This is a genomic window from Gordonia sp. NPDC003424 (assembly GCF_053588655.1).
In genome coordinates, this window is record NZ_JBSFQJ010000023.1 from 1 (window position 1) to 26,635 (window position 26,635).

The following is a 26,635-nucleotide window of genomic DNA, read 5'->3' on the forward strand; positions in this document are numbered from 1 at the left end:
GTGTAGTAACACGACCAAATCGCGTCGATTCATCATCACCGCACGTCAACACCCATTTCCGGGGAATCGTGTGCCCAACATCTGCGGAAGTCCGGCCTGATGGGAGGTGATTCTTGTGACCGAAATAATCGTTGGAATAATCCTGGCTGTCGGTGGCCTGGCGTGGTGGTTGCTCGCCGTGGGCGGCTCGTTGCTGATGTCATTGTCGTGAGGTGACACACAGAATCTGGCACCGTCAATCCTCGGCGGCAGACACCGCCTGAGCTCAACGGTCATGATCTTGCGGAATCGTCACATGGACTGACACCGCCGCGCCGACGGGTACGGTCCAAGCCCATGGACGCGATCGCTTCGAAGAAACGCAACCAGCCTGCGCCGCCCGCTGTGGTATTCGACGATCTCGTTTCACCCGATCGGCAGCCCGGCCGACCGTGGTTGCATTTGCTCGACGACGAGATTGCACCTGCCGTAATCGAATCCGTCCGGCCGAATCGCGTCGTGTGGTCGTCGCTGTGGACCAAACGTGCCGACGCGCGGATTGCTTTCGACCTGAGCGCCGATGGTGTAGGCACCGCCCTGCGGTGGACGCTTATCGTCGAACCTCCGGTTCCCGATGATCGGCAGTTCCGCCATCTGTGCCAGCGAATCGGTACCCTGATCAACGCGAACCTGCGCTACACATACGGCCAATGACGTGTCCTCCACCGGCGTCTCGTCACCAGCCACCCGCTGGGGAGTGTGCGACAGTTGGTGGCATGCGTGCCAGGGTGCTGTAGGTGTCTGCGGCGATCCTCGCCGTCGTCACCGTGGTCGTCGGTTGCGCTGGCTGGTTCGCGTATCGATGGTTCGACGCCGGCATGTCCAGCGTTCATGTCACCGAGGACGCCGACGAGGCCGCTCGTATCGCCGAACAGATGGGCGTGCGGCTGAACGGCAGCGACATCGAGTACGGCCGGGTGACGTCGCAGTTCCAGGGGTGGCTGATGGCCTACGTGGTCGCTAACGCGGGCAGTGTCGCGGTGCGGGACAGGATCATCAGGGAATCTCGGTTGCACTGTGCCGTTACGGATCCGAAGACCCTGGCCACGCTGCCTCGGCCTTCTCGTCACGGCCCGCCACCGACGACGACTTTGATGACCTGCGTTCGCGCGCCAGATGACTACGGCGGGGTGGCGCCAGCGCGCGAGCGCGTTGGTGATCTCACGGTGCGATTCGACCCCGAGGCCGGCGATCGAAGCACCTGGCTCTACATTTCTGCCATCCCGGACTGATAACCGGCGGCATCTCGATGGGTCGTACCACCCGGCAGGTGGTCGGGGCGGAACGCCGGCGAAGCGGCGGGCCGCCCGCCGTCCCGCTTTCGCCACTTGTTAGGTAGTACTAACCTCAGAGACGCGTGCACGGTACCGCCTCGGCGACACTGCCGAGCGTGATTCGGGGAGGACTTGATGGCGTCTCGCGGATTTGGCGGCGCAGTCTTGCGTGCCTACGGCATTCGTGACCATGCGGCAACGGTGATCGAGCGGTCGGATGTGACGGCGCACTGCGTCCGGATCCGGTTCCACTCCGACACCGTGTTCGACGACGTGGTGTTCGGCGCAACCAGCTGGATTCGCGGCTGGTTCCCCGACGGCAACGGCAAGGAGCATCAACGCGGTTACACCTTCGTCGACGCCGACCCGTCCACCGGCGACTTCTCCATCGACTTCGTGCTGCACGAACCCTCCGGACCGGCCGCGCAGTGGGCGCGCCGCGGTGCCCGGCGACGTGATCGACATGATGTCGGCGAGTTCGGTGCCGTTCGAGGTGCCCGACACTCCCCCGTCGGGCTACCTCCCGATCGGTGACTCGGCGTCGCTGCCAGCCATCCGCACCATGCTGGCGACCGTCCCATCCGACGTGCCCATCGAGCTTTATCTCGAGGAGCACGACGCGCTCGACCGTGAGCTGCCGATGGTGTCGCACCCGCGGCTGCGGACCCACTGGGTCCGGCGCGACGACGCCGGGTCGGTGGCGGCGGCGCTGGAGACGCGGGACTGGTCGGATTGGTATCTGTGGGCGGGACCCGAGGGTAACTCCCTCAAGGAGATCCGCAAGCGCATCAAGGACTTCGGATTCCCCAAAACCGAGACCCATGTGCAGGCCTACTGGTCGCAGGGCAAGGCGATGGGCAAGGACCGCGATCCCGACGCGGCGCCGGTCGTCGACACCGTCGAACCGGTGGGCCGCCGACGACGCCGATATCACCGCGGTCGAGCCGGTTTCCGTGGCCACCGCCGCGGCAGAGTCTCCCACCCAGGGCACCTGGCGAGCGGCCGGTGCGGGCCGTTTACTGGCGCCGCTGAAGCGCACGCTGATTTCCGCCGGTGTGCAGCAGGCGCTCGTGACGGTGATCCAACTCGCGCCGTATGTGTTGCTGGTGGAGCTGGGGCGGCGGCTGCTGGCCGGAGCGGACGCCCGAGAACTGTGGTCGGTCGGCATCCTCGCCGTAATCCTGCTGGGTGTCGGCGCGCTGCTGGAATCGGCGATGCTGGTGTGGCTGCATGCCGTCGACGCCAACTTCTCCCGCGATGTGCGGCAACGACTTCTGGCCAAGCTGGCCCGACTTCCGTTGGGCTGGTTCACCGATCGCAATGCGGGTAGCGTCAAGACCCTGATCCAGGACAACACACTTTCCCTGCACTATCTGGTCACCCATGCGGTCATCGACGCGGTCAGTGCCGTCGTCGCGCCGATCGCGGTGCTGGTGTATCTGTTCATCGCGGACTGGCGGATCGCGCTGTTCCTGTTGATTCCGGTACTGGCGTACGTGATCACGATGGCCCGCATGATGGTGGTATCGGGCCCCAAGGTACCGCTGGCACAGACCTGGGCCGAGCGGATGACCGGCGAGGCGACGGCCTATCTCGAAGCGCAGCCGGTGATCCGAACGTTCGGCGGGGTCATGGCGTCGCGGTTCCGCCGCAACCTGGAGGGCTATCTGACGTTCCTGAACACCTGGCAGCGTCCGTTCATCACCGCGAAAACGGTGATGGACCTCATCACCCGCCCCACCACCTTCCTGTGGCTGGTCGCGACTGTCGGCACGCTGTTCGTGGTCTGGGGGTGGACACAGCCGGTCGATCTGCTGCCGTTCCTGTTGCTGGGCACCACCTTCGGGGCTCGGCTGCTGGCATTGGGTACGGGCTCTCGGGTCTGCGAACCGGAATGGTCGCCGCGCGCGACATCCAGGAGACGCTCGACGAGCCCGAGCTGACGCAACAGTCCTCGTCGCCGGACACCCACGCGACTCCCGGTGAGGTGGTCTTCGACCACGTCTCATTCGGCTACCGCCCGGGAGTGCCGGTACTCCAGGACATTTCGCTACGACTCGCACCCGGTACGGTAACCGCCCTGGTCGGGCCATCGGGTTCGGGCAAGTCGACGCTGGCCGCGCTCCTCGCCCGGTTCCACGACGTCACCGACGGCAGTATTCGGGTGTCCGGCCGCGACATTCGCGCGTGCAGCGTCGATGACCTCTGCCGCAGCGTGGGGTTCGTGCTCCAGCAGACACAATTGGTGCGCGGCACGGTGGCCGAGAACATCGCCCTGGCCGTGCCCGATGCCGACCGCGACCAGATCGTCGCCGCGGCTCGGGCGGTCAACATCCACGACCGCATCGAGCGCATGCCCGACGGATATGACACCGAACTCGGTCCCGACGCGGCGTTGTCCGGCGGTGAGCGGCAACGCCTCACCATTGCCCGGGCGATCCTGGCCGACACCCCGGTGATCATCCTCGACGAGGCCACCGCCTTCGCCGACCCGGAATCGGAGTTCCTGGTGCAGCAGAGCCTGAGTCGACTCGCGCAGGGACGCACGGTGCTGGTCATCGCGCATCGGTTGCACACCGTGACCGACGTCGACGCGATCGTCGTCCTCGACGGCGGTCGCATCGTCGAACACGGCACGCACGAGGAGTTGATGGCTGCCCGCGGCCGATACCGGGGTCTGTGGGACTCCGCGAATACCGATGCGACACAGGCAGGAGCACTCCGATGATCCCTACCCTCCTCGCACTCCTGCCGGCCGAGACCCGTCCGCGCCTCAACCGATTCTTTCTTCTCTCGATCGTCTCGGTGATCCTGCGCGCCGCCGGCGTGGTGATGCTGGTGCCGTTGATCTCCAATCTGGTGGACGGGCAGCACAACTCAGCCCTACTGTGGCTGGCCGGGCTCACCGTGGTCACCCTCCTCGGCTGGTTCGTGGACTCGGCGGCGTCGAAACTCGGCTTCGTCCTGGGCTTCTCACTGCTGGACAACGCGCAACACACGGTGGCCGAACGGCTCTCGCGCGTCCGGCTGACCTGGTTCACCGCCGCAAACTCCGCCGACGCGCGCCAGGCCATCGCCGCCACCGGACCCGACCTGGTCGGCGTCGTGGTGTATCTGCTGGCCCCGCTGGTCAGTGCCGTGTTGTTGCCGCTGGCGATCGGGCTGGCGCTGGTCGGGGTGGCGTGGCAGTTGGCCCTGGTGGCGCTCGCCGGTGTGCCGCTGCTGCTCGGTACGCTGTGGGCGACCAGCACCATCAGCCGTCGGGCCGATCGTGCCGCCGACGCGGCGAATTCGGCTCTCACCGAGCGGGTTGTCGAGTTCGCCCGCACCCAGCAGGCGTTGCGCGTATCGCGGCGGGTGGAGCCCGAACGCAGCCTGGCCGGCGCCGCGATCACGCGCCAGCACGGTGCGACGGCCCGTTTGCTGCTCATGCAGGTGCCAGGACAACTGCTGTTCAGCATCGCTGCACAGATCGCGCTGTTCGCTCTCGCCGGGGTCACCGCGTGGCTCACGGTCCGCGGCGAGATCACCACCGCCGCCGCGGTGGCGCTCATCGTGGTGGCCGTGCGCTATCTCGAACCATTCTCTGCCATAGGCGAATTGGCATCGGGACTCGAGATCTCCCGAGCGACCCTCGCCCGGATCTGCACCGTCCTCGACGCGCCGCTCGACCCCACCGGACTCGAGTCGTCGACGACGGCACCCGCACCGCGCATCGAGTTCCGCAACGTCGGATTCGACTACGGCGACGCGCGTCATCCGGTCCTCGACGGTCTGGACCTGGTGCTCGACGCCGGTGCCACCACTGCGATCATCGGTCCGTCCGGATCGGGCAAGAGCACGATCCTGGGGCTGATCGCCGGACTCTACTCGCCCACCACCGGGCGCATCCTGTTCGACGACATCGATGCCGCCACCCTCGACCACGACGCACGGCGTGCCGTGGCGAGCATGGTGTTCCAGGAGCCATACCTGATGGCGGGCAGCATCGCCGAGAACATCCTCGCCGGCGACCCCTCTTCCTGTCCGGCCCGCGTTGACGCAGCCGCGCGACTGGCGCGGGTCGACGAGATCACCGACCGGCTCCCCGACGGCTGGGACGCCGCTGTCGGTGAGGGCGGTTCGGTCCTCTCCGGCGGTGAGCGGCAACGCATCTCCATCGCCCGGGCGCTCCTCAAGGCGGCGCCGATACTGCTGATCCACGAGGCGACCAGCGCGCTGGACAACGAGAACGAGCGGGCTGTCGTGGATGCGCTCTCGGCAGACGACGTCGACCGCACGCGTGTCATCGTGGCCCACCGCCAGGCCGGCATCCGACACGCCGACCGCGTGGTGGTGCTCGACGGCGGCAAGGTCGTCGAATCCGGCACGCCCGCTGAACTATTGCGCGTCGGTGGCTATTTCGCCGGGTTCTGGGAACGTCAGGGCAAGGTTGCCGGATGGAAGTTGACGTCCACGCAAGCGTGAGGTGCGTGATCCCGGCAACTCACCGGTAGGTTCATCGTCGCTTCCGACTGCCCCATCCGGGCGTCGGCGGAGCTGATGACGCGATGGCCTCCCGCGCCCGGCCGATAGTCGTCGATCGCAGGTGGCGGCCTTCACGTTTGCGACGGAAATCGCGAGTGCCGCATTGGCACCGAGCGCAGAGAGTCCGGGCGTGCCATCGGCGCGGCGCAGTGCCGCATCGATATCGGCTTGGTCGGTCGCATCTCGGCCCCGCACGGTATCCGCGAATGGTCCGACGACATTGGCGACGGCAATGCTCACGCCGCGACCGGCGTATCGTTCGCCGCCGTCCCGCAATTCGACGAGTACCGGGAGATTGCTGTCCGTGCAACGGCGGGGGGCATACCACCGGTCGTACCATGTATGGCATGGCCAAGACCACCCTGTACCTCCCGGACGATTTGAAGCGTGCCATCGAACTCGAAGCACGCCGGCAATCGCTTCCGGAGGCAGAGATTGTGCGGCAAGCATTGCGAAAAGCTCTGAGTGGTAACACACCTCGGCCCCGGGGTGCGCTGTTTTCAGGCACTGAACCCATTGCAGAGCGTGTCGACGCGCTGCTCGAGGGTATTGGCGAGTGATCGTCGACACGAGTGCGCTGCTGTGCTTCGCCTCGGCGACGGTTCAGCGCCATTGACCGTTCCGTAAACGGCCTACCGAACCTTCGCCACCGATCGACACCTTCGCCACCGATCGACCGGACACTACTTCGTGGACCTCCGGTCTGCGCAGGCTGTTACCTATTCAAACCAGCCGTGACATCGATCATGGCGTGCATCGGGCCGATAACCTCCTCGCCAACTCTGACGAGGTGATCAGAGCCCACGCACGCGGTCGATCGTCGGAAGCGGGCGTGCGCACAGTTCAGCGGCATCTCGAGCCGACAGGCCCAGCCCGCGCAGCACCTGCCGTGTCACCGAGTCTGCGGCCTGCGCATCATCGCGATCCGGCTGCACCAGGAGAAGCTGCGCCAAACCTATTGCCGCACCGGCCACCACGGCGACGGCGGCATCGAGATCGTCGACGGCGAATCGACCGGCGTCGACGCCGGCCTTGATGTCGCGGGTGGCGCGCGGGACGAGACCGTGGTCGGATGCGAACGCCCGGCTTCCCCGCGCGAGGATGATCAGACTGAGTTCCGATTGGCGCCGATGGATTCGGCCGGTCAACCGAAAGCTCTGGGCGAAGGCTTCGGCCGGGTCGTCGAGGTCGGCGGTCAGCTTGTCCATGAGGGCGCCGTGGGCCTCCAGTGCCGCATCGACGGCCGCGTCGAAGAGTTCCTCCTTGGCGCTGAAGTGGTTGTAGAACGACCCGTTTCCGACGTCCGCGGCCGACGTGATGTCGAGGACTGACACGTTCGTCCGGCCTTCGGCGAGGAACTTCTGGCCGGCCCGGATCAACGCCGCACGGGTGTTCGCCTTGCGGCGCTCGGACCGGCTGAGGCTTGCCGCACCGCGGTTGTCGGCCACGCTCACGTCACTCGTAACTTCCTGGCGCACGTCCCTGAGACTATCCGATGGTCAGCTCTGACGAATTCGTCAGAAATCCTTGACTGACGATACGGCCGAGTGTGACGATTTGGTCAGGACGCAAGGAGGTGTCGATGACCACATCACACGACGTGCACGACGGGTTGCATGCGGAGGACGGGGCGCTGCGGGGCGAGCATCCCGGCCGACACCGTGATCCGGTGATCAAGGTTGACGATCTCGCGTGGCTTGAGTTCGAGAAGCCCGATTTGGTCCAAACTGCCGGATTCGCTGCCGATTTCGGGTTCACACCCACCCTGCACACCCCGGACGAATTACACCTACGCGGCACCGAACCCGGTCCCCCATGCGTCATCGTGCGTCGATCTGACCGTTCGGCCTTCGTCGGTCCGGCGTTTCGTGCGGGGGCCGACGCGGACGTGCATCGCTTCGCCGAGGCCACCGGGGTCGGCGTGGAACGACTCCCGGACACTCTGGGCGGTGTGGCGGCGACGACGCGAGACCCGGGTGGGGCGCTCGTGCGGGTCGTCTCGGGGTTCACCGAACACCCCGCACTGCCGGCTCAACCGGAATGGACCGACTACAACATGGGCCGTGACCATCCACGGGTCAACCACACTCAGCGCGCACCCCGGACGCCTGCCTTGGTCGAGCGCCTCGGCCATGTGGTGTTGCAGTCGAATCGCTATCTGGAAACACTCAATTGGTACCTCGAGCATCTGGGACTGATCGTCAGCGACTTCATGTTCTACCCGGGTCAACGCGAGCGTGGACCGGTGATGAGCTTCATCCGGTGCGATCGTGGCGGGGAACCGGCCGACCACCACACGCTCGCGATGATGCTCGGGCCGGCCAATAGTATGTGCACTCGGCGTATCAGGTTCGCGATCTGGACATCCTGGCCGCCGGCGGCGAATACCTCCGCGAGAAGGGCCGCTACCGGTCCTGGGGCATCGGCCGCCACATCCAGGGCAGTCAGATCTTCGACTACTGGCGGGATCCGGACGGTTTCCTCGTCGAGCACTTCACCGACGGCGACCGTTTCGACTGTTCGATCGAACCCGGGTGGGCCGCGATGAGTGCGTCCGGTCTGGCGCAATGGGGTCCGCCGGCGACCGCGGACTTCCTCGGCACCGCCCCCGGCAAGGAGTCGTTGCGGGAGCTGCGGGCCATGGTGTCGTCACTGCGCTCCCCCGACAACGAATTCGATGTCCAGCGCCTTCTCGGTCTGCTGAAAGTTGCCAAATCATGAGCTTTTCCGTGCTACGGACCACCGATTCGTGGTGGGTGCAGGTGTCCGGCGGAGCGCGCCGCATCGACACCGATGCCACGACCACTGCCGGCCTACTGGCCGCCCGCGACGCGATCGAGGCCGCCGCCGGCAGCGACGGTCCCCTCACCGATCCCGCGATGCTGTCGCTGATCTCACCGTCACCACGCCGTGCCGGGTGATCGCCCAGATGACCAATTACGTGTCCCACGTACGCGATTCCGGGATGAACCCCGACACCGTTCCGCTGACCTTCTTCCGGAAGTCATCGGGGTCGATCAGCGGCCCCTACGACGACGTGATCCGGCCCGAGCACGTGAGTTTGCTCTACTACGAAGTGGAGATCGGTCTGGTCATCGGCGAGACGGTCGAGGTCGGAACCAGCATCGGTCAGGCCGACCTGCCACGGATCATCGCCGCGCTCGTCGTCACCGACGACATCTCCGCACGCGACGTCCAACTCCCCAAAACCCAGTTCTACGAGGCGAAGTCGTACCCGACCTTCACTCCCACCGGCCCGGTGCTCGTGGTGTTGGAGGACGGCGACCTCGACCGATTCACCGACCTCCGCCTCACCCTCCGGGTCAACGGACAAATCCGTCAGGACGCGGGCGTCGACGACATGATCTACACCCCGCTGGTTGCCCTGCAGGCGCTGTCCCGATTCCAACGAGTCGACCCCGGTGATCTGCTGCTCACCGGCACCCCCGGCGGGACGGCCCTGGTCGACCCGCCGAAACCGGTGGAGATCATCGGCTCCCTGCTGCCGCCACATATCAAGTGGAAGAGCTTCTTTCGGCGCCAAGAGACCAATCCTCGCTACCTGCAGGACGGCGACATCATCGAGGCCTCGATCACCACCGACGACGCACACCTCGACCTCGGCATCCAGCGCACCACGGTCAGGTACGCACAGTGAGCCGGTGGCCGGTGGTGATCGTCGGTGCCGGTCCCACCGGTCTGACCGCTGCCGCACTGCTGGCCGATCTCGACGTCGAGGTGCTGGTACTGGAACGCTGGGACGGGGTGTACCCCCAACCTCGGGCGGTTCACCTCGACGACGAGGTCTACCGCATCCTGGACCGTATCGGGGTTGCCGACGACTTCGCGCGGATCTCGCGGGCCGGGCGCGGATTGCGGTTGCTAGACCCAGAGCACCGGGTGCTGACCGAGTTCTCCCGCTCGACCACCGCCGGCAAACACGGGTATCCGGCGGCGTCGATGTTCGACCAGCCGGCGCTGGAGGCGGTACTCCGCGAGGCCGTCGCGCGCCGTGACCTCGTCACCCTGCGGTCCGGTGCCGAGGTGACCGCTGTCATGCACGAACGCGACGGTGTGCGGATCAGCATGACCGACCGGCGCACCGGCGAGGTGGACGTGGTCCGGACAGAGTTCGTGCTCGGTGCCGACGGTGCCAACAGCATCGTCCGCGCCGGGATGGGAAGTCGTTGGGAGGAAATGGGTTTCACTTAACGGTGGATGGTGGTCGACATCGAGACCACCGCCACGCTCGATCAGTGGGAAGGTGTCCATCAGGTGTGCGACTCGCACCGGGCCGCCACCTTCATGCGCATCGGCGACACCCGCTACCGGTGGGAGTTCCAGCTTCGCGACGGCGAGAGCAGCGCCGACTTCCAGACGATCGACGCGCTCGAACCGCAGATCCGTCCGTGGCTCGGCGACACCGCGCTGGATCGACTGGACCTCGTCCGGGCCGCCGAGTACACCTTTCGGGCCTGCGTCGCCGACCGCTGGCGCGATCGACGGGTGTTCCTCCTCGGCGACGCCGCACATCTCACACCACCGTTCATCGGCCAGGGTATGGGATCCGGTCTGCGTGACGCGGCGAACCTGGCCTGGAAGGTGGCCGCGGCGCTACGCACAGACCTCGCGCCCGACATCCTCGACAGCTACGAGGCTGAACGCAAACCGCATGTGGTAGCACTGATCCGGCTCGCGGTCACCATGGGGACGGTGATGACTCGCGGGGGTGTCGCCGGCGACCGGCTGCGATCGGTGCTCGCCCCGCGGTTGGGCAGAATCGGCGGCTTCGTCGACTTGGTCACCGACAGTGCGACACCTGCTCTCGAGCCGTCGTTCTTTGTTCGGCCCGGCGAGATCGGCCGACGGCTTCCCGCCACCCTGCGCGGACGGGTGCCCGGTGGTGCGCACCTGGCCGGGACCTTGTGTCCGAACGCCGAGGTCGGCGCAGAGTCCATGCGGCTCGACGATGTCCAGGTGCGTGGGTTCCTGGTGGTGACCGCCGACGAGCCCACGGCCTGTCAAAGCGCCGAGATCGAACGCCGCGGCGCAGCGCTCCTGGTGGTCACCGAGGACAGCCCGTTGGGGCGGTGGATGATCGACAACGGTGCGCGTGCGGCGATGGTGCGTCCCGACCGGACGGTGATGATGGCCGCAGGCAGCGTTGCCGGTGTGTACACGCATCTACCGGCGATGTCGGTCGCGCGGCCCGCCAGGGCATCTATCGCATCAACAGCTGGGTGACGTTCGCCTCTGTCACATCCCGCCAGGAACCCTCGTCGCAGAATGCGCGCCAGGACCGGTCGAGCAACGAGTGCTGCCCCCGCACCGCGAACTCGGGTGTGAAGCAATAGTCGCTGCCGTACACGACATGTCCCGGGCCGGCGTGGGCGGCGAGGGCTTTGAGGGCAACCTCGTCGGGCGACCCGGCCAGATCCCACCACAGCGACCCGAGACCGTCCCGTAGATCGGACGCATCCGCGGAGGGATCTCCAGGCGGCGCGAGGAACCGCAGTCCTTGCTGGAAGACACCTGCACGCTCGACGAGCAGCGGGAGCACGCCTCCGCAGTGCGGGATGATCAGCCGCACTCCCGGGTGACGGTCGAGAACACCGCCCATGAGCAGACCGCACATGACCCGCGCGGTGTCGAAGAAGAACTCGATCATCGGGCGCGGGTAGCCGAGGGAGGTCGTCTGCCACCCGGGCGGCGACGTCGGATGCACCAAAACCGGAACTTGACGTTCGGCCAGCATCGCCCAGAGCTCATGATGGCCGTGATCCGTGAGATAGACACCCCGCGTGTGTGTTTGGAGGATCATGCCCGACGCGCCAAGCACGTCGAGAGCGCGTTGCGCCTCGCGCAGCGACGCCCCCACATCAGGCAACGGCAGCGTGGCCAGAAACCCGAAACGATCCGGGAAGTCTGCCACCACGCCGGCGGCGAAGTCGTTGACCCGCGACGCGAGCCCGGGTGTGGCATCCGGCTCCGCAATGCTCACGCCGGGACTCGACAACGACAGGATCGACCGAGTGATCCCGAGGTCATCCATCAGCCGCAGATGGTCGACGATATTCCACGTCGGCCAACCGGGCATCCCGTCGGGTTTCGAATGACCGGCTGCCACAGCCTCTTCCATGTACCAGTCGGGTGCGAAGTGGCTGTGCACGTCGACCAGACGAGAATCTCCCACGTGGTCGGCGGGCAGCTGCTGATCATTCGTCATCACCGTCTCCGTGGTCGGTCGAGTGAGCGCCTACAGTCATGCGCGCTGTGCCCTGGCTGAGAGTATCACCAGAAACTGCCGAAATCGTCATTAGTGGCGAAATCGGCTGTTATGTTGGGATTATGAGGGTTACGCGTCACGACAATCACGGTGAATCAGGTGGACACCGCGGACTGAGTCGTCGTGCGTTTGTGATGGCCGGCGCAGCAGTGCTCGGCGCGGGCGCCACATTCCGGGGTGCCGGGCTCGGGCATGCGGCACCACCCATCGACAAAGCGTTGCCCACCGGGTTCAACGTCGATGCACCGTGGCATGCCGCCGTCGCCCGCGCCGGATACCGCGAGAAGGTGGCGACGGTCAACGGCGTGCAGTTCAGCTACCGGGAAGGTCCGAGACACGGCCCGGCGCTCGTACTGCTCCATGCACAACAGATGGACTGGTTCTCCTACAGTCGCGTGCTACCGACGTTGGCTCAGCACTTCCATGTCTTCGACATCGACTACCAGGGCCACGGCACCACCCGCACGCCGGCCGGGTATCCGATGTCCGCCAACCGGATCGGCGCGGACCTGGCGGCGCTGCTGGAATCGGTGGTCGGTGGACCGGCCTATGTCACCGGCAACTCCTCTGGCGGTCTGCTCACCGTGTGGTTGGCCGCGAACCGACCGGACCTGGTCCGGGCGAGAGTGCTCGAGGATCCTCCCCTGTTTTCATCCGAGTATCCACGGATCAAGAAGACCATCGCCTACCGAGATTTCACCTCCAGCAACAAGGCCGTTCTGCATCCGGTTGACGACTTCCTGCTGTTCTGGATCAACGACAGCCGAGAGTTCTTCGATCAGAATGTATTTCCGGGATCGACCGTGGTCCTCACCGAAGCGGTCAAGGCGCAGCGGCTCATCCGGCCCGGCCAACCCATCGAACTCGACATCGTCGGCAACGACATGATCCGACTGTTCTTGCGCGGCATGGACCATCAGTACGATCCCCGTTTTGGTGCCGCGTTCTACCGTGGAACCTGGAACGCCGATTTCGACCCATGCGACCGCGCTGGCCACGATCGAGGCACCGTCGCTGCTCCTGCATGCCAACTACTCCTGGACCGACGGGGAACATTCTCTTCGGCGCCATGGACCAGAACGACGCCGACAAAGCGATGTCGTTGCTGCGCAACGGAACCTACCGGCGCATCGATGCCGAACACGTCACGCACCTCGACAAGCCCGACCAGTTCCTGACCATCACGCAGAAGTTCTTTGCCACTCACCGATAGCGCGCAGATCTCGTGTCATCGACCTACAGTTCGTGCACGGCCCACGAGGACGGTGCATCGGTGACAGATGACATCACGTGTCCGCGTGAGGGCGCCCAATGTCCGTCCGTTGGCGGCGCGTGTCGAGCGTCTCCAACATCAGGTCGAGTCCATTCGCGAACTCGTCCTTCAGTGTCTGTCGCGGAAGCGCGTCGGCCACCGCCACTGTGGCCGGATAAATCTGCGGATCGAAGCTCTTGTACAGCTCGGAAAGTGCGTCGGGCTCGATTGCGCGGCCGCGTGCCTCAGCGCTCAGTTGGGCGGCAAATCCGATTACGTATCGGGCAACCGTGGCGAAGGTCAGCGCCGCCTCTGAGACCGAGAACCCATGCGCGAGAAGCATGGCCAGCATCTGCTCGCGCATCATCAGTGCGTTGGGACCGACCGGAACACGTTCGATCAGCAGTGGGGCAATCTCGCGATGCGTCGAGAGCACCGCAAACATGGCCTCGGCAGCCGATTGACAGTCGTGGCGCCATTCGGCGTCGTCATCCGAGAAGTCGAAGGTGATCTCGGCGAGCGTCTGGTCGACGACATGGTCGAGGAGTTCGTCACGATCGTTCACCGCGCGGTAGAGCACCGTCGGACTGGTGTTCAGCGCATTCGCCAGGGTGCGCATGGTGAGTGCTTCCAGGCCGCTGGAATCCACGATGTCGCGCGCGGTACTGATGATGCGCTGCATGGGCACCCTCGGCCGACCGCGCGGGCGTCGTGTCGCTCGGCTCGGCTCACTGCCTCTGTCCATTGCTCGAGTATCGGCCAACGACGTTGCTGAACACAATTCAGGGAACGCCGTGACCTAAAGTTTTGGCCTACGTCAGGCATTTAAGGTAACGTTGTAACCGATATGAATACTCGACGCTCCCCCGCTGATTACATCGACACGGACTCCCAGTTCGTACCGGTCGACGATTTGAACGTCCACTACAAGCGCAGCGGGCACGGACCCGCGTTGCTTCTCCTGCATGGCAGCGGCTCGTCGTTGCAGACGTTTGATCGCGTTGCCGCCGAGTTGGGTGCCGATGTCGATGTCATTCGTCCCGACCTACCGGGATTCGGGCTGACCGGACCCCGCGCCGATCGCGACTACTCCCTACGAGCGTTTGTCGACACGGTTGCCCGGTTTCTGGATGCGATCGGTGTGACGTCTGCGGTGGTGTGCGGTAATTCGCTGGGAGGCAACATCGCATGGAATCTGGCGCTTGATCATCCCGAGCGAGTCCGGGGCCTCGTTCTGGTCAACGCCACCGGGTTTCCGGACAAGTCGTTGCCGCTGTCATTTCGGTTGGCGCGCAATCCGATCGGGAGGAGACTGATGCCCGGACTGCTCTCGCCGATGGCGACCGCGCGTAACCTGCGGACCATCGTCGGGCCTGGATCGAAAAACATCGTCGACGACCAACTGGTCGACCGGGTGTACGCAATGATGACTCGTCCCGGCAATCAGCAGGCCTTCATCGACTTCGCGAACACCGGGCAGCCCGACCGTACCGGGCAGCTGTCGGAGATCACCGCGCCCACGCTGGTGCTGCGCAGCGCGAATATCGACGGACAGCATTTCACCGAACGGATTGTCGGAGCACGCGACAAGGTGAATACCGCCACCGGTCACCTCATTCCCGATGAAGACCCAACCTGGCTCGCAGACTGTCTGCGCGAGTTCATTATTCAGCTCGAGGATCGGTAACGGAGACCACATGCGCTATTTCACCGTCGCCGGCGAGGACATCAGGCTCGACGACGCGACCCGGTCTGCAGTCCGCGGCGACTTCGTCGGCTGCACCGCGGGCATCACGCACTACGAGGTGGCCGGACCCGACTCCGGTGAGCTGGTGCTCCTCGTCGGAGGGCTCACGATTCCGCTGTATAACTGGGATCGCTTCGCCTCCGAAATACACCGCCGCGGATATCGAACGCTGGCCTACAGTGCCTACGGGCGTGGCTATTCTGAACGCGTCCACGCGAGCTACGACCGAAAGCTGTTCGTCGATCAGGTCGACGACCTCTGCCGTGCACTCGGTGTCCGGCCACAGCATGTGGTCGGTACGTCGATGGGCGCTCTGATCGCCATGGATTACATCCGCGAATGCAACCGCGACATCACGACGACGAGCCTCATAGGCCCGGCCGGTCTGAGTGACGGACTGCCGCGCGGTGCCGCACTCCCACGTCACGGCACCGTCGGCGTGATGCTCGCAAAGTGTTTCGGTCGTCGCATGCTCGACGCACACCTCGGTCACAATGTGCGCAATCCTCAACTGGCACAGGAGCTTGCGACGATGGTCCGCACTTGCTATCGCGTCGAAGGCTCCGTCTACGCTCTCTGCTCGACAATCGCCGACTACCCACTGACCAACCGCGCCGACACCTACGCCGAGCATCAAGCGACCGGTGTGCCGACGATGGTGGTCTGGGGATCCGACGATGCCGTGACACCGATCGACAAACTCGACGAGGTTCGATCCCTGGTGAAACCCAGCGCAGTACACGTCATCGACGACTGCGGGCACATGGCGCCGTTTGAAGCGCCTGATCGAGTTGCCGACCGCTTCCACACCTTCGTGACCACATCCACCTAAAGGAATTCGCTATGCACACACCACGCGTTGACGCGCTGGTCGTCGGTGCCGGACCTACCGGGACCGCGCTGGCCATCGACCTGAAACGACGCGGCCACTCGGTCCGAGTCATCGACAAAGACAACGGAAGCTTCCCCGGGTCACGCGCCAAAGGCGTCCAACCGCGCAGCCTCGAGATCCTCGACGATCTCGGCGCCGTCGACGCGATCCTCGATGGCGGAACCACCTACCCGCTGATGGGATTGCATCTGGGCCCGTTGACCATTCCGTGGCGCATGTTCGCGGTGAAGGAGCCGACCAGTGCCGTCCCGTACCCCAACACATGGCTGATTCCACAGAATCGCACCGTGTCAACGCTGCATGCGCGCCTGGCAGAACTCGGCGTGACGATCGAGTTCGGCACCACAGTGACCGCCGTCGACCGGCACGACGACCGGGTCGAGGCATCGGTCGAGAAGTCGCGAGGAACCGAGACCATCACCGCCCGCTACCTGATCGGTGCCGACGGCGGAGCCAGCGCAGTGCGTAAGTCGCAGGGCATCGGGTTCGAGGGAACCACCGACGACGCCGACCGAATGATCATCGTCGACGCCGCCACCGCCGGTCTGAGTCGTGATCGCTGGCACATCTGGCCGCGCCGCGGAGGCAAGTTCATCGGCGCCTGCCCACTGCCTCACGGTGACCAATTCCAGTGGATGATCCGTGTCGACCCCGACGCCCAGATCAGTCTCGACAACGACGACATCGTCGAACTGATCCATGGCCGCACACGCAACAAGGCGATCACCATCGGTGACATCTCATGGAAGTCGTTGTTCCGCCCCAATATTCGCCTCGCCGATGACTACCGTCACGGGCGTGTGTTCATCGCCGGAGATGCCGCTCACGTGCACACCCCTGCCGGCGCCCAAGGCATGAATACCGGACTGCAGGACGCCTACAACCTGGGATGGAAACTGTCCCAAGTTCTGGCGGGCGCTCCGGAAGGTCTGCTGGACACCTATCAGCAAGAACGGCAACCCATCGCCGCACGGGTCCTCGGACTATCCACCCAGAAATACGAGGGCATCGCCAAGCTCGACCCATCCGCACTCAAACGTGGCGACGATGAGCATCAGCTCACCCTCACCTACCGCGGAGGGCCACTCGCGACCTCAGCCATCGAGACCACGACCGGCCTCAGAGCGGGTGACCGTGCGCCGGACGCAGTCCTGGTACGCGGGCGGGGCGGTCGTCAACGGTTGTTCGATCTCTTCCACGGTCCTCACTTCACTCTCATGAGCTACGGAGCGTCATCCGCCACGCGACTGGCTCAGATCAGCTGGCCCACCTCGGGTGACCCGCTGGTTCGAGTCGCGATCAATGCCGCCACGACTACGGTCGACGACAACGTTGTGGCCCTTGCAGACTCGGGCGGCGACTTCGCCCGATCGTATGGCGCCGACGACCGCCTCATACTCGTACGCCCGGACGGCTACATCGCCGCAGTCACGACGGTCTCCGACATCGCACCCCTCCGACAGGCACGCGAACTCATGGTGCCGAGTCGCCTGTGAGTGCAGGCCGCACCGACCGGGCCCGACAGGCGAGCGCCGACGCTAGAGGCACCGACTTGCGGTGGACACTTCTCGTAGAACCGCCGGTTCCCGTTCCTGGAGCCGAGGTCGTCGCAGACTGATACGCTGTGTTTCACATTGCTACACGTGAGAGGTTGGTGCGATGGCTGACAGCGCAGATCGGGTCACGCGATTCGCTGCCGACCTGATGGACAGTGCCGCCATCGAGGGTGCGCGGCAGAGTCGCTCGGCCAAGCAACAGCTCGATCACTGGGCGCGGGTGGGCCGGGCGGTGTCCAATCAGCAGAGTGCAGCTCGACGGCGGGTCGAGGCTGCACTGGCCGGCGACACACCCCTCCGCGAGCTCAGCGACGATGAAGGTGTCGTCTTCAATGCCGAGATCTCCGCAGCTGTTCAGGAGAGTCTCGCGCGGACCGACTACGGACGTGTGCTGGCAGGTCGCGGTGTCACCACCGTCGCGATCAACGAGGCGGGCGAACTCGTGCAGTACCGTCCGGATGGCACCACGTCGGTGCTGGCCAACCCGTGAGAGTCGGTGATCGCTTACCACCGGACAGCGCATCGTGAAACGGCTCGACCTGGTCGTCGGGTCCAACGGTGCCGGGAAGTCCACGTTCATCGAGTTGACACTGTCGCCCCTGCTGCCCGGCAGCGCTGTGGTCAATGCCGACGAGATCGCCAAGCGCCGCTGGCCCGATAATCCGGCCGACCACTCCTACGAGGCGGCGCGGATCGCGGCGCAGACGCGGGCGTACCTGATCGAGCACGGTGAGTCGTTCATCGCCGAAACGGTCTTCTCACATCCGTCCAAGCTCGACCTCCTTGATGCTGCGCACGCTGCCGGATACTCGGTGGTGGTGCACGCTGTGCTGATCCCCGAGGATCTGGCCGTACTGCGGGTGCGTCACCGTGTTGAGTCGGGCGGACATTCCGTGCCCGAAGCCAAGATTCGGGAACGCTACCGACGATTGTGGGCGTTGGTGGCCGGTGCCGCACTTCGGGCCGAGGAGGCCACGTTCTATGACAACAGTGGTATCCGGGGTCCGCGCATCGTTGCGCAACTTGCCGGTGGTTTCATCGTCGGCACGTCCGATTGGCCCACCTGGGCGCCGGACGAGCTGACGACGCGATGGCCGACGACCTGAGCTGAGTCATCCGCTCGGCAGGGAAAGAAAGTCCCGTAGCCACCCGTCGACCTCGTCCATGGTCTCCGAGTCGACGACGCCGACGACGTCGTGCAGTCGTTCGCGTGTGACTGTGCGAGGTTGCTCGGTCATCGCGAATGTGGGTCGGGTCGGCGTGTAGGTGGGTCCGCGTAAGCGGACGTGATTTGGCCATCCTCGCTCAATTGTCGTGGCGGGCAGGATGATTGCGAGTGTGTCGGCGTGCTCCAGGTAGAGGTCACTGGCAATGATGAGCGCGGGACGTCTCCCGGCCTGCTCACGTCCACGAGTGGGATCCAACGCAGCCGAGACAACCATCCCTCTGCGGAGTTCAGGCCACATTCGTCGCTCGAACTCAGGGCTGTGTCCCAGTCTCGGAACTCGTCCCAGTAGCTTGCGTCGGCCTCACGCAGTGCCTGACCGAACGCTTCCATGCGCTGTCGGCGTTCGTATCCGTCGAGCAGCTTCTCGATGAGTCCTGCTGCGGTGACACCGTTTGCCTCGGCATCGCGGTTGATGCGATCCCGAAGTTCGACGGGCACCTTGATCGTGGTGGTCGCCATACGACACTTCTGCGCGTCGCAATCAGATGGCGGTGACCGGTGAAGTACTTCATCGATCCCGGCGAGGACCTGATCCTCGATGACACCACTCGCGTCCCGTTGCGCGGCAGCTTCGTTCGACTCTCCCGCGGGGTCACGCACTACGAATTGCGTGGACCCGATGACGGTGCGCTGGTGGTGCTAACACCCGGGCTGACGGTAGCGCTGTTCTATTGGGACGCCACCGCCGATGCCCTGCACAAGCATGGTCTGCGCACTCAGGCCTGCAGCGCGTACGGACGCGGGTATTCCGACCGCGTCCAGACAACCTACGACGAGGCGCTCTTCGTCGATCAACTCGCCGAACGCCTCGACGCGGCGCAGGTCTCGGCGGACTATCACCTGGTGGCGCGTCGATCGGCGCTCTCGTGGCGATGTCGAGTGTGCAAGGGGCACAGCCGGATTCCCGTCGAGCTGCGCCGCCCGCTCTCGTCGGGCCCGCCGGTCTCGGTGCGGCGCCACAGGAACGGCAACTGCTGGCCGACGAAGACGCCGCGAACGAGATCGCGGCGACGTTCGGGCGCCAGATCTTCGATCAGCACCAGGCCCAGAACGTGCCGCGATCCGGAACTCGCCGCCGCACTGAACGTGATGATCAGCGACGCGTATCGCTACTCGGGATCGTTGTACGCGTTCTTCGAGACACTCCAACACTTCAACCTGTTCGATCGCGGGGTCGTGGATCTCGGTCGCAACGCGGAGCCCTCCCCGTGCGCATTCGTTGGGCTGAACGTTCCGTGTCGAGGGGTGCGGCGTTGGGGTCGGGAATTGGGCACGTCGCCACAACCCCGTTGCAGACTGATACACGAGTTTCATATCGCTACGGGTCAGAGGTGGGCGCCCTGGCTGACTCCCCAGACCGGTCATGCGGTTCGCTGCCGATCTGGTGGACAGTTGCCGCCGTCGAGGGTGCAAGGCACAGTCGCTCGGCCGAGCAGGGGTGGCCACCATTTCGCGGACGCCGTCGCGCTACTCGGTCGGATCACGCCGCACTGTCTCGACGACGACTCCCCCGCGTCGCAGCTGCGTTGGTCCGACGGATCGTGTGTCAGAGGCAACTCGCGGTTGTGACATGCAACCCTCTTATGAAGTGAAAAGCTTTGTGTCGTAGTCTGTTCACCCGTGATCCTCCACGCTGCCGATGATTCCATGACCGACGTCACTCGCCGTATATGTGTGTGGTGCTCGTCCACCGACGACGTCGCAGACCTTCTCAATGAACCGCGCTGCGTTCGCTGCCGCACGGCGGAACAGACCATTGCCGAGGCCCGCGCATTCGTCAGCTTCTATGGTCTGCGACCTCTGGGCGGGTCTGTCGAGTCCGACGACGAGGAAGAGCGCGAGCATCGGGTCGCAGCTCGCGAGGCGTCGGCGGAGCTGACTCGGACCCGCACGCACACTCCGCCGCGCCGCGCGTCGCGGTCCGGGCAGTCCTCGGGCGCCGCCCGATCGACGAGTGCCGCCACGAAGGCGGTTGGAAAGTCGGCGACCGGCAAGGCGGAGATCGTTGTGTCGGGAGAGGCTCGACGCTCGGATATCTCCCGACCCGACCGCGCCGAGCTCGCGAGCCGGGCCGAGGGTCTGTTGGCGCAGCTCACCGAGATCGAGGAACGCCTGGCGGCCGCGCAGAAGGACTCCGGTCTGAGCAGCAAGGCCAAGGTCTCGGACCTGACCGCCAAACGCGAGTTCGTGCTGCGCACGCTCGCCGCTTTGGAGAAGGCCAGTCGGGCGCTTGAGCCGGCGTGACGTAGAACGCGTCCCGACCGCAGACCGAGTCTCTCAAATCCAGACGCGATCGAGCATCCAGTGGTGTGCAAACCGACCGCCCGGCCAGCCGCGCAAATCGGCCACCGCACCCGCCAGGATCTGTTCGACGATTTCAGCTGGTCGTCATCGCCGATCAGACCTCACCCTGGTGCCGGGTTCACGGTGCTGCGACTCAGCTGATCGCGTCGAGTCCGGCCGTGATCCCGACAACCATCGCATCGAGGTCGGCCTCGGTGAAGGTCAACGGCGGAGACACCGCTAGTGAGCTACCGAGTGGGCGAAGAAGCACACCAGTGTCACGAGCGACGCGGAACGCCTTGCCCACCGCTCCCGGGTTCGCCGACAGCAACTCGGGCGCGATCTCGACTGCGCCGAGAAGGCCGATACCGGCTCGTACCTCCGCGACCGCCGGATGCCCGGCCAGGCCGTTGAGCCGGTCCGCCAGCGGCTTCTCGAGAATGCGGCCTTGCTCGAACAGGTTGTCTGTCTCCAGGACGTCCAGCGTCGCGAGACCGGCTGCACAACTGACCGGATGTCCGGAATACGTTGCGCCATGCCGGAATGCGTGACCGGGCTGATCCCAGAACGGCCAGGCCACGCGATCGGAGATCACCACGCCGCCAAGCGGAACCGTGCCGTTCGACACGCCTTTGGCGAAGACGAGCATGTCCGGCCGTACATTCCAGCGATCGATCCCGAACATGGTGCCCAGTCGGCCGAACGCACAGATGACCGCATCCACCACGAATAACACGTCGTGCCGGCGGCAGATCGCCGCGACCTCCTCCAGGTACCCATCCGGAGGTGGGAGTACACCTCCGGCACCGATCACCGGTTCGCAGAAGAACGCAGCCACTCGGTCGGCTCCGATCCGAGTGATCTCAGCTTCCAGCGCTGCCGCATCGTCGTAGGGCACCCGGCTGGCGTCGGCGACCATCGGCCCGTTGCCCGCGCGGTTGGCGTCGATGCCGGCCAGGCTGACACCCCAACCGTGGGTCCCGTGATACGCGTTGTGCCGACTGATGATGTGTGTCTTGGCCGGCGACCCGGTGGCGCTGAAGTACTGCCGCGCCAGCCGGGCGGCGGTGTCGATGCCATCGCCGCCGCCGCTGCCGAACAGCACCTTCGGGTTGTCCAACGGCGCCATGGCGGCAATCCGGTCGGCGAGTTCCATTGCGGGACCGTTGGAGTAGTCACCGAAGATGGAGAAGCTGTCCAGCTTCTGCATCTGCGCGCCGATGGCCGACCGGATCTCGTCACGACCGTGCCCGACATTGACACACCACAGGCTCGCCGTCGCGTCCAGATACTGTCGGCCGGCGCTGTCGTATACCCAGACACCCTCGGCGCGGTCGACGATGAACTCGTGTCCATTCACCACGGCCATGTCACTGAACGGATGCCACAGGGCACTCCCGCTCGTCATGTCACTCATGATCTCTCCTCGTTGTGTTGTCAGACAGTAGGACTCGTGTGTGGTGGCGATCTCGCTCATCGCCGCCGGTTCGCGAACTCCGCCAAGGCGTTCTGGGTGTAGGTACCGGAAAGGTGTTCGTCGAACACCCGGTATTCGGCATCGATCGTCGCGAGCGTTTCGGCCACTTCACGTCGCCGCAGCGCGGCCTTCGTCGCACGAATCGACGACTGGTCGAACCGGGACAGTGCGCGTGCCCGATTGAGCGCGACTTCCAGCGCCGCACCCTCGGGCACCACACGATTCACCAGACCGATCGACTCGGCTTGCTCGGCCCCGAACATCTCGGCGAGCATGAGGAGTTCCGCAGCCCTCTTGTCGCCGGCGAGCCGCGGCAAGAGGTAGGACAGCGAGCCCTCCGGCGTGAGGCCGAGTGTGGCGAACGGGAATCTGAACTGTGCCCCCTCCCCCGCGAAGGCGAGGTCGCAGTGCAACAGCATCGCCGCGCCGATTCCGACCGCATATCCCTCAATCGCGGCGACGACGGGTTTGGTCGACTCCACCAGTGCGCCATACAGGAGTCGACCGCCCCGTGGCTTGATCTGCGGCACTCGCCGCAGATTCTCGATGTCGTTACCGCTGGTGAAATTGCCGCCGGCGCCGGTGATGACCGTGACCGTGACCTCGGAGTCCGCCTCGGACGCCCGGATCCATTCCGCCAGGACCAGATACGTCGGATGGCTGAGTGCATTCAGCCGGCTTGGACGATTGATGGTGATGAGACGAACTCCGTCGCCGACATCCGTCACCAGCACCGTCTGCCCTGCGTCGGGCCGCTCTGCGTCGGACGCGACAGCGGGCGAGGACGCGGTGTCCTGCGAGGCAGTGGTCGACATTTCTTACTCCTATCCTCGGCGATGACTCTCTGTCCCAGTGGACGTCAGGCGGGCTGCGCCGCCTCTCGGACGTCGTCGGATGTCGATTTCGCCGACATCAGTTGCGAGGGAATGTAGAGCGCCGCCGCGAGCGCGACCGTGATGGCGGGTGCGAGCGCCGCCACCGTCGGCGACCAACTCTGTTCGGTGAGCAGGATGCCGACACCCGACGAGATCGCCCATGCCAGGATTGCCAGGCCGCGCGCCTGCACCTTGCTTCCCGCACCACCGGCCGCAGCCAAGTCCCTCCTCGCGGAGAGGAGAACATAGAGCACGGCGATGGTCACCCACGAGCAGATGAACACACCCTGCCACGCGAGTGCGGTGAGCAGGTAGCTCAGCACGTTGGTCAGCATCAGGAGGTAGATGATCGCACCGGTGACCAGCACCCAGATCAGTCGCGGCGTGGGACGCCGAAGCACCGTCGTCGCCAGGTCTTGGATATTCATCGACGCCACATAGTAATTCGCGCTGTTGATGCGGGTTTGCGAGATGATGACCAGGAGAACGCCGACGAATCCCAACGACTTGATGACGGCGGAGACCACCCCGGTCTCGGTCGCCTCACCCAGGCCCCAGGCGGACACGAGGTAGATCCCGACCAGGCCGTTGATGCCGATCGTGATGGCGAAGAACGGCCAACCGAAGGTGGTGTTCGAGAGGAACTTTGCGTCGCGGACCTTGCCGAGCCGTGCGAACTCGAACACGTACATCATCATCACCCACACGCCCATGTAGATCAGATACGAACTGACCCAGCCCGGCAATGTGGCGGAGGGAACGCTGTGCGCGAGCCAGTCGGTCGGGTATCCCTGCTTGACGGTGGCCGCCGCGACGAGCGCGACGAGGCCGACCACGTAGAGCGGGAGCAGGAATCCGTTGAGGCGATCCATCCAGTTCTGCACTCCACCGATCACCAGCGGCAGGATGTACAGCGCCACTGCGAGATACCAGAGTTTGATGGTGCCGCCGAAGTACTGCTGCAACGCAACCGCGATGATCGATCCTTCGAAGACTGCATAGTAGATCGCGGTCGCCGCCAGCAGGAGGGTGGCCAGACCGGCGCCGGCCGAGCCGAAGATGCGCCCGGAGAAGAAGCTTATGGTGTGTCCGGTCCGAATTGCGTGGCGGGACAACACCGTACTCAACGCGCCGTACGTGGCGATGCTCAGCACCATACCGATGAGAGTGTTCACCGTGCCGACCGCGGCGTTCGAGGCGACCGCGATGTACAACCAGAACATTGCGGATGTCAGGGCCCAGAACGCCATCGTCAGCGACAGTCGGCCGACTCGAATGTGTCCACCAGGGTGGGTCTTTCCCGTCGGGTCGATCGAGACGTCGACCCCATCATGTTGCGACATGAGTGATGCTTTCTGTGGAATGGGTTGCTCTGCTGCGTTATTGAACTGTGTTGGCACGCAATGTGACACGCTGTGTGGCCGTTGCGTCGACGTCGACTGCCAGGGTGCCGTCGACGGCGTTTCCGGTCAGGATGACGCCGTACACATCACGAGCACGTTCGAGTGTTTCGTAGCCCTCGACCACGTCGTTCAGCGTCCGCCGCGGATCCCGCTCGAGCGGGTCGCCGTAACCGCCACCGGTCGCCGAAACACCATGTACGAACTCACCCTTGGTGAGGGTCACCGCGGCGATACCCGGAAGCGGGGATGTCGAACCGTCGGCGGCCACCTTGTGGTGATTCGCGAGCGACCCGTCGTGCCCGCCGCGAACCCCCTTGGGGGCGTTGATGGTTCCGTCGCACGGCCAGAGAACCTCCATTGGCGAGCCCAGCGGGCCGTAGGACAGTTCCATCGCGGGCGCACTTCGGTACTCGCCTGCCCCGGCCGTTCCGGGAACCATTCGGAGATAACGGAATTCCATCGGGTGCTTGAGTTCGTCGATCTCCACCGAATCCCGATACATGAGTCCGGCGACCACCGGCAGGGCGTAGGTCGGCCATCCGTCGGCGACCGGACCTCCGGGTCCACCGGCCGTGCCGATGATGAGCTGGTTGACGTAGGCGCCCTCGGAGTTGTTCTCGTCGTCGCCGGAACAGACCGCCATGCCGGCACCCATCCCGAGGCCACCCTCGGCGAGACCCCAGCCGTCACCGAGTCCGGCGAATGCGGACTGCACGACGTTGACGACGCGGTCGGACACGTTGGTCGTGGATACCGAGCAGCTGTGCGGGAACTTCGGTCGGCCCACCACGGCACCGTCGCGCAACTTCACGTGCACCCGCCGGAACGATCCGGAGTTGCAGGGCACCGAGGCGTCGATGGAGTTGAAGACGCCGGCCAAACTCGATGCGGTCGCAGTGGATTCGCTCTGGTTCAGTCCGCACGGCACGTTGTCGACGTTCTCGGTCATGTCCAGTTCGATCATCGCTTCGTCGGGATCGATCCGGATGGTCGCGGTCACCGGGATGCCGTCGGGCAGACCCTCCACCGGATCGTGCGCACCCGAGCTGGTCAGGGTGGCCTTCGGCAGTCGCTTGATCGTCTGGATCATGCGTTCTTCGGAGTAGTCGAGCCATCCTCGGATGAATGCCTTGATCTGATCCTTGCCGTATTTGTCGCACAGTTCCTTGAGACGCCGCTCCCCCACCCGGGCGCTGCCGATTCCGGCCAGCAGGTCGCCGTAGAACTGACCCGGTACGCGGATTCGTGCCCGGCACATGCGCACGATGTCGTCGGAGATCTCGTAGTCGCGCTGTAGGCGCACGGCCGGAAAGATCAGGGCCCCTTCCTCGTACTGGTCGCGCGCACCGGGCACGTACGTGCTCGGCACCGAGTTCCCGGTGTCGGCCTGGTGCGCCTTGGCGACGGTGGTGAACAGGTGCTCGCCCTCGAAGAACACCGGCACGAGGACGGTGTGGTCGGCGGCGTGCGTGCCACCCGTATACGGGTCGTTGTGCAGATACGCGTCACCTTCCCGGATGTCGTCGCCGTGGAAGTCGGTCATCGCCTTGGACTGCATGTGGCTGCCGAAGATGTGGATCGGCAAACCCTCAGCGGATGCGAGCAATTCGTTGTCCGCAGTGACGATCGAGCAGGAGAAGTCGCGGGCACTGCTGATCACCGCGGAACGGGCTGCGCGCAGGAGGGTGTAGGTCATCTCGCGGACGATGCCGTCGATGCGGTTGGCGATGATCGCGGTGACGTACGGATCGAAGTCGGCCTTGGGCTCTGTTGTGATGGTCATGAGTGAATTCCTT

23 protein-coding genes and 3 pseudogenes are annotated in these 26,635 nt (G+C 65.1%); 17 read left to right on the top strand and 9 right to left on the bottom strand.

Features of this window, described 5'->3' with window-relative positions; all coding sequences use genetic code 11:
- Window positions 1-336 precede the first annotated feature (336 nt).
- The 4 genes and pseudogenes from ACWDTI_RS23910 (at window position 337) to ACWDTI_RS23925 (ending at window position 5,780) form a co-directional block, all read left to right on the top strand.
- Window positions 337-693: a hypothetical protein gene (locus ACWDTI_RS23910; protein WP_449740626.1), complete on the top strand. Its 357-nt coding sequence runs from the start codon at window positions 337-339 to the stop codon at window positions 691-693.
- 83 nt (window positions 694-776) lie between these two features.
- The gene (locus ACWDTI_RS23915; RefSeq protein WP_449740627.1) at window positions 777-1,271 is read left to right on the top strand and encodes a hypothetical protein; all 495 of its coding nucleotides are present in this window, start codon (window positions 777-779) and stop codon (window positions 1,269-1,271) included.
- A gap of 177 nt (window positions 1,272-1,448) precedes the next feature.
- A pseudogene (locus ACWDTI_RS23920) lies at window positions 1,449-4,041 on the top strand (ATP-binding cassette domain-containing protein).
- Window positions 4,038-5,780: an ABC transporter ATP-binding protein gene (locus ACWDTI_RS23925; protein WP_449740628.1), complete on the top strand. Its 1,743-nt coding sequence runs from the start codon at window positions 4,038-4,040 to the stop codon at window positions 5,778-5,780. Before ACWDTI_RS23920 ends, ACWDTI_RS23925 begins: the two are co-directional and overlap by 4 nt.
- On the opposite strand, the gene ACWDTI_RS23930 is transcribed toward ACWDTI_RS23925, so the two are convergent.
- A complete protein-coding gene (locus ACWDTI_RS23930) occupies window positions 5,694-6,290 on the bottom strand; it encodes a hypothetical protein (RefSeq protein ID WP_449740629.1) in 597 nt (198 codons plus the stop codon). The two genes, ACWDTI_RS23925 and ACWDTI_RS23930, sit on opposite strands and share 87 nt — an antisense overlap.
- Between ACWDTI_RS23930 and ACWDTI_RS23935 the strand changes: the two genes are divergently transcribed.
- The gene (locus ACWDTI_RS23935; RefSeq protein ID WP_449740630.1) at window positions 6,188-6,400 is read left to right on the top strand and encodes a ribbon-helix-helix domain-containing protein; all 213 of its coding nucleotides are present in this window, start codon (window positions 6,188-6,190) and stop codon (window positions 6,398-6,400) included. The two genes, ACWDTI_RS23930 and ACWDTI_RS23935, sit on opposite strands and share 103 nt — an antisense overlap.
- Window positions 6,401-6,634: 234 nt before the next feature.
- Here the strand turns inward: ACWDTI_RS23935 and ACWDTI_RS23940 are convergent, their stop codons facing one another.
- A complete protein-coding gene (locus ACWDTI_RS23940; RefSeq protein WP_449740631.1) occupies window positions 6,635-7,318 on the bottom strand; it encodes a TetR/AcrR family transcriptional regulator in 684 nt (227 codons plus the stop codon).
- 104 nt (window positions 7,319-7,422) lie between these two features.
- Between ACWDTI_RS23940 and ACWDTI_RS23945 the strand changes: the two are divergent.
- From ACWDTI_RS23945 to ACWDTI_RS23960, 4 genes and pseudogenes are all read left to right on the top strand, one after another.
- Window positions 7,423-8,561, top strand: a pseudogene (locus tag ACWDTI_RS23945) (VOC family protein).
- Window positions 8,558-9,498, top strand: a pseudogene (locus tag ACWDTI_RS23950) (fumarylacetoacetate hydrolase family protein). Before ACWDTI_RS23945 ends, ACWDTI_RS23950 begins: the two co-directional pseudogenes overlap by 4 nt.
- Window positions 9,495-10,052 (top strand): FAD-dependent monooxygenase, encoded by a 558-nt coding sequence (locus tag ACWDTI_RS23955; protein ID WP_449740632.1) that lies wholly within the window; start codon window positions 9,495-9,497, stop codon window positions 10,050-10,052. The pseudogene ACWDTI_RS23950 and the gene ACWDTI_RS23955 overlap by 4 nt, the downstream one beginning before the upstream one ends.
- Window positions 10,053-10,058: 6 nt before the next feature.
- Window positions 10,059-11,084 (top strand): FAD-dependent monooxygenase, encoded by a 1,026-nt coding sequence (locus tag ACWDTI_RS23960; RefSeq protein ID WP_449740633.1) that lies wholly within the window; start codon window positions 10,059-10,061, stop codon window positions 11,082-11,084.
- On the opposite strand, the gene ACWDTI_RS23965 is transcribed toward ACWDTI_RS23960, so the two are convergent.
- Window positions 11,062-12,066: an amidohydrolase family protein gene (locus tag ACWDTI_RS23965; RefSeq protein WP_449740634.1), complete on the bottom strand. Its 1,005-nt coding sequence runs from the start codon at window positions 12,064-12,066 to the stop codon at window positions 11,062-11,064. The genes ACWDTI_RS23960 and ACWDTI_RS23965 overlap by 23 nt on opposite strands.
- 38 nt (window positions 12,067-12,104) lie before the next feature.
- On the opposite strand from ACWDTI_RS23965, the gene ACWDTI_RS23970 reads away from it, so the two are divergent.
- The gene (locus ACWDTI_RS23970; RefSeq protein ID WP_449740635.1) at window positions 12,105-13,304 is read left to right on the top strand and encodes an alpha/beta fold hydrolase; all 1,200 of its coding nucleotides are present in this window, start codon (window positions 12,105-12,107) and stop codon (window positions 13,302-13,304) included.
- 108 nt (window positions 13,305-13,412) lie between these two features.
- Here the strand turns inward: ACWDTI_RS23970 and ACWDTI_RS23975 are convergent, their stop codons facing one another.
- Entirely contained in the window at window positions 13,413-14,060 is a 648-nt protein-coding gene (locus tag ACWDTI_RS23975) for a TetR/AcrR family transcriptional regulator C-terminal domain-containing protein (protein ID WP_449740636.1), read from the bottom strand.
- Between the two features lie 165 nt (window positions 14,061-14,225).
- Here ACWDTI_RS23975 and ACWDTI_RS23980 point away from each other — a divergent pair, with 165 nt between their 5' ends.
- The 5 genes from ACWDTI_RS23980 (at window position 14,226) to ACWDTI_RS24000 (ending at window position 18,679) form a co-directional block, all read left to right on the top strand.
- Window positions 14,226-15,065, top strand: a complete 840-nt coding sequence (locus tag ACWDTI_RS23980) for an alpha/beta fold hydrolase (RefSeq protein ID WP_449740637.1) — start codon at window positions 14,226-14,228, stop codon at window positions 15,063-15,065.
- A 10-nt stretch (window positions 15,066-15,075) separates the two neighbouring features.
- Window positions 15,076-15,957: an alpha/beta fold hydrolase gene (locus tag ACWDTI_RS23985; RefSeq protein WP_449740638.1), complete on the top strand. Its 882-nt coding sequence runs from the start codon at window positions 15,076-15,078 to the stop codon at window positions 15,955-15,957.
- A gap of 11 nt (window positions 15,958-15,968) precedes the next feature.
- Complete coding sequence (locus ACWDTI_RS23990; protein WP_449740639.1) at window positions 15,969-17,513, top strand: FAD-dependent monooxygenase; 1,545 nt, start codon at window positions 15,969-15,971, stop codon at window positions 17,511-17,513.
- Window positions 17,514-17,676: 163 nt separating this feature from the next.
- Complete coding sequence (locus ACWDTI_RS23995; protein ID WP_449740640.1) at window positions 17,677-18,063, top strand: TA system antitoxin ParD family protein; 387 nt, start codon at window positions 17,677-17,679, stop codon at window positions 18,061-18,063.
- A 34-nt stretch (window positions 18,064-18,097) separates the two neighbouring features.
- The gene (locus tag ACWDTI_RS24000) at window positions 18,098-18,679 is read left to right on the top strand and encodes a zeta toxin family protein (RefSeq protein ID WP_449740641.1); all 582 of its coding nucleotides are present in this window, start codon (window positions 18,098-18,100) and stop codon (window positions 18,677-18,679) included.
- 6 nt (window positions 18,680-18,685) lie between these two features.
- Here the strand turns inward: ACWDTI_RS24000 and ACWDTI_RS24005 are convergent, their stop codons facing one another.
- Window positions 18,686-19,039, bottom strand: a complete 354-nt coding sequence (locus ACWDTI_RS24005; protein ID WP_449740642.1) for a type II toxin-antitoxin system PemK/MazF family toxin — start codon at window positions 19,037-19,039, stop codon at window positions 18,686-18,688.
- A gap of 260 nt (window positions 19,040-19,299) precedes the next feature.
- Between ACWDTI_RS24005 and ACWDTI_RS24010 the strand changes: the two genes are divergently transcribed.
- Together ACWDTI_RS24010 and ACWDTI_RS24015 are read left to right on the top strand one after the other, a co-directional pair.
- On the top strand, window positions 19,300-20,370 hold the full coding sequence (locus tag ACWDTI_RS24010; protein WP_449740643.1) for an alpha/beta fold hydrolase: 1,071 nt from the start codon (window positions 19,300-19,302) through the stop codon (window positions 20,368-20,370).
- Window positions 20,371-20,448: 78 nt separating this feature from the next.
- A complete protein-coding gene (locus tag ACWDTI_RS24015; protein ID WP_449740644.1) occupies window positions 20,449-21,045 on the top strand; it encodes a hypothetical protein in 597 nt (198 codons plus the stop codon).
- A 193-nt stretch (window positions 21,046-21,238) separates the two neighbouring features.
- On the opposite strand, the gene ACWDTI_RS24020 is transcribed toward ACWDTI_RS24015, so the two are convergent.
- Genes ACWDTI_RS24020 through ACWDTI_RS24035 form a run of 4 tightly spaced genes read right to left on the bottom strand, consistent with a single transcriptional unit; the run spans window position 21,239 to window position 26,622 of the window.
- Window positions 21,239-22,501 carry an aminotransferase family protein gene (locus ACWDTI_RS24020; RefSeq protein ID WP_449740645.1) on the bottom strand — a complete coding sequence of 421 codons (1,263 nt, stop codon included), beginning with the start codon at window positions 22,499-22,501 and terminating at the stop codon, window positions 21,239-21,241.
- A gap of 56 nt (window positions 22,502-22,557) precedes the next feature.
- Entirely contained in the window at window positions 22,558-23,376 is an 819-nt protein-coding gene (locus ACWDTI_RS24025; RefSeq protein ID WP_449740646.1) for an enoyl-CoA hydratase/isomerase family protein, read from the bottom strand.
- A 44-nt stretch (window positions 23,377-23,420) separates the two neighbouring features.
- Window positions 23,421-24,779: a purine-cytosine permease family protein gene (locus tag ACWDTI_RS24030; RefSeq protein ID WP_449740647.1), complete on the bottom strand. Its 1,359-nt coding sequence runs from the start codon at window positions 24,777-24,779 to the stop codon at window positions 23,421-23,423.
- A gap of 37 nt (window positions 24,780-24,816) precedes the next feature.
- The gene (locus ACWDTI_RS24035; protein ID WP_449740648.1) at window positions 24,817-26,622 is read right to left on the bottom strand and encodes a hydantoinase B/oxoprolinase family protein; all 1,806 of its coding nucleotides are present in this window, start codon (window positions 26,620-26,622) and stop codon (window positions 24,817-24,819) included.
- Window positions 26,623-26,635: the final 13 nt, after the last annotated feature.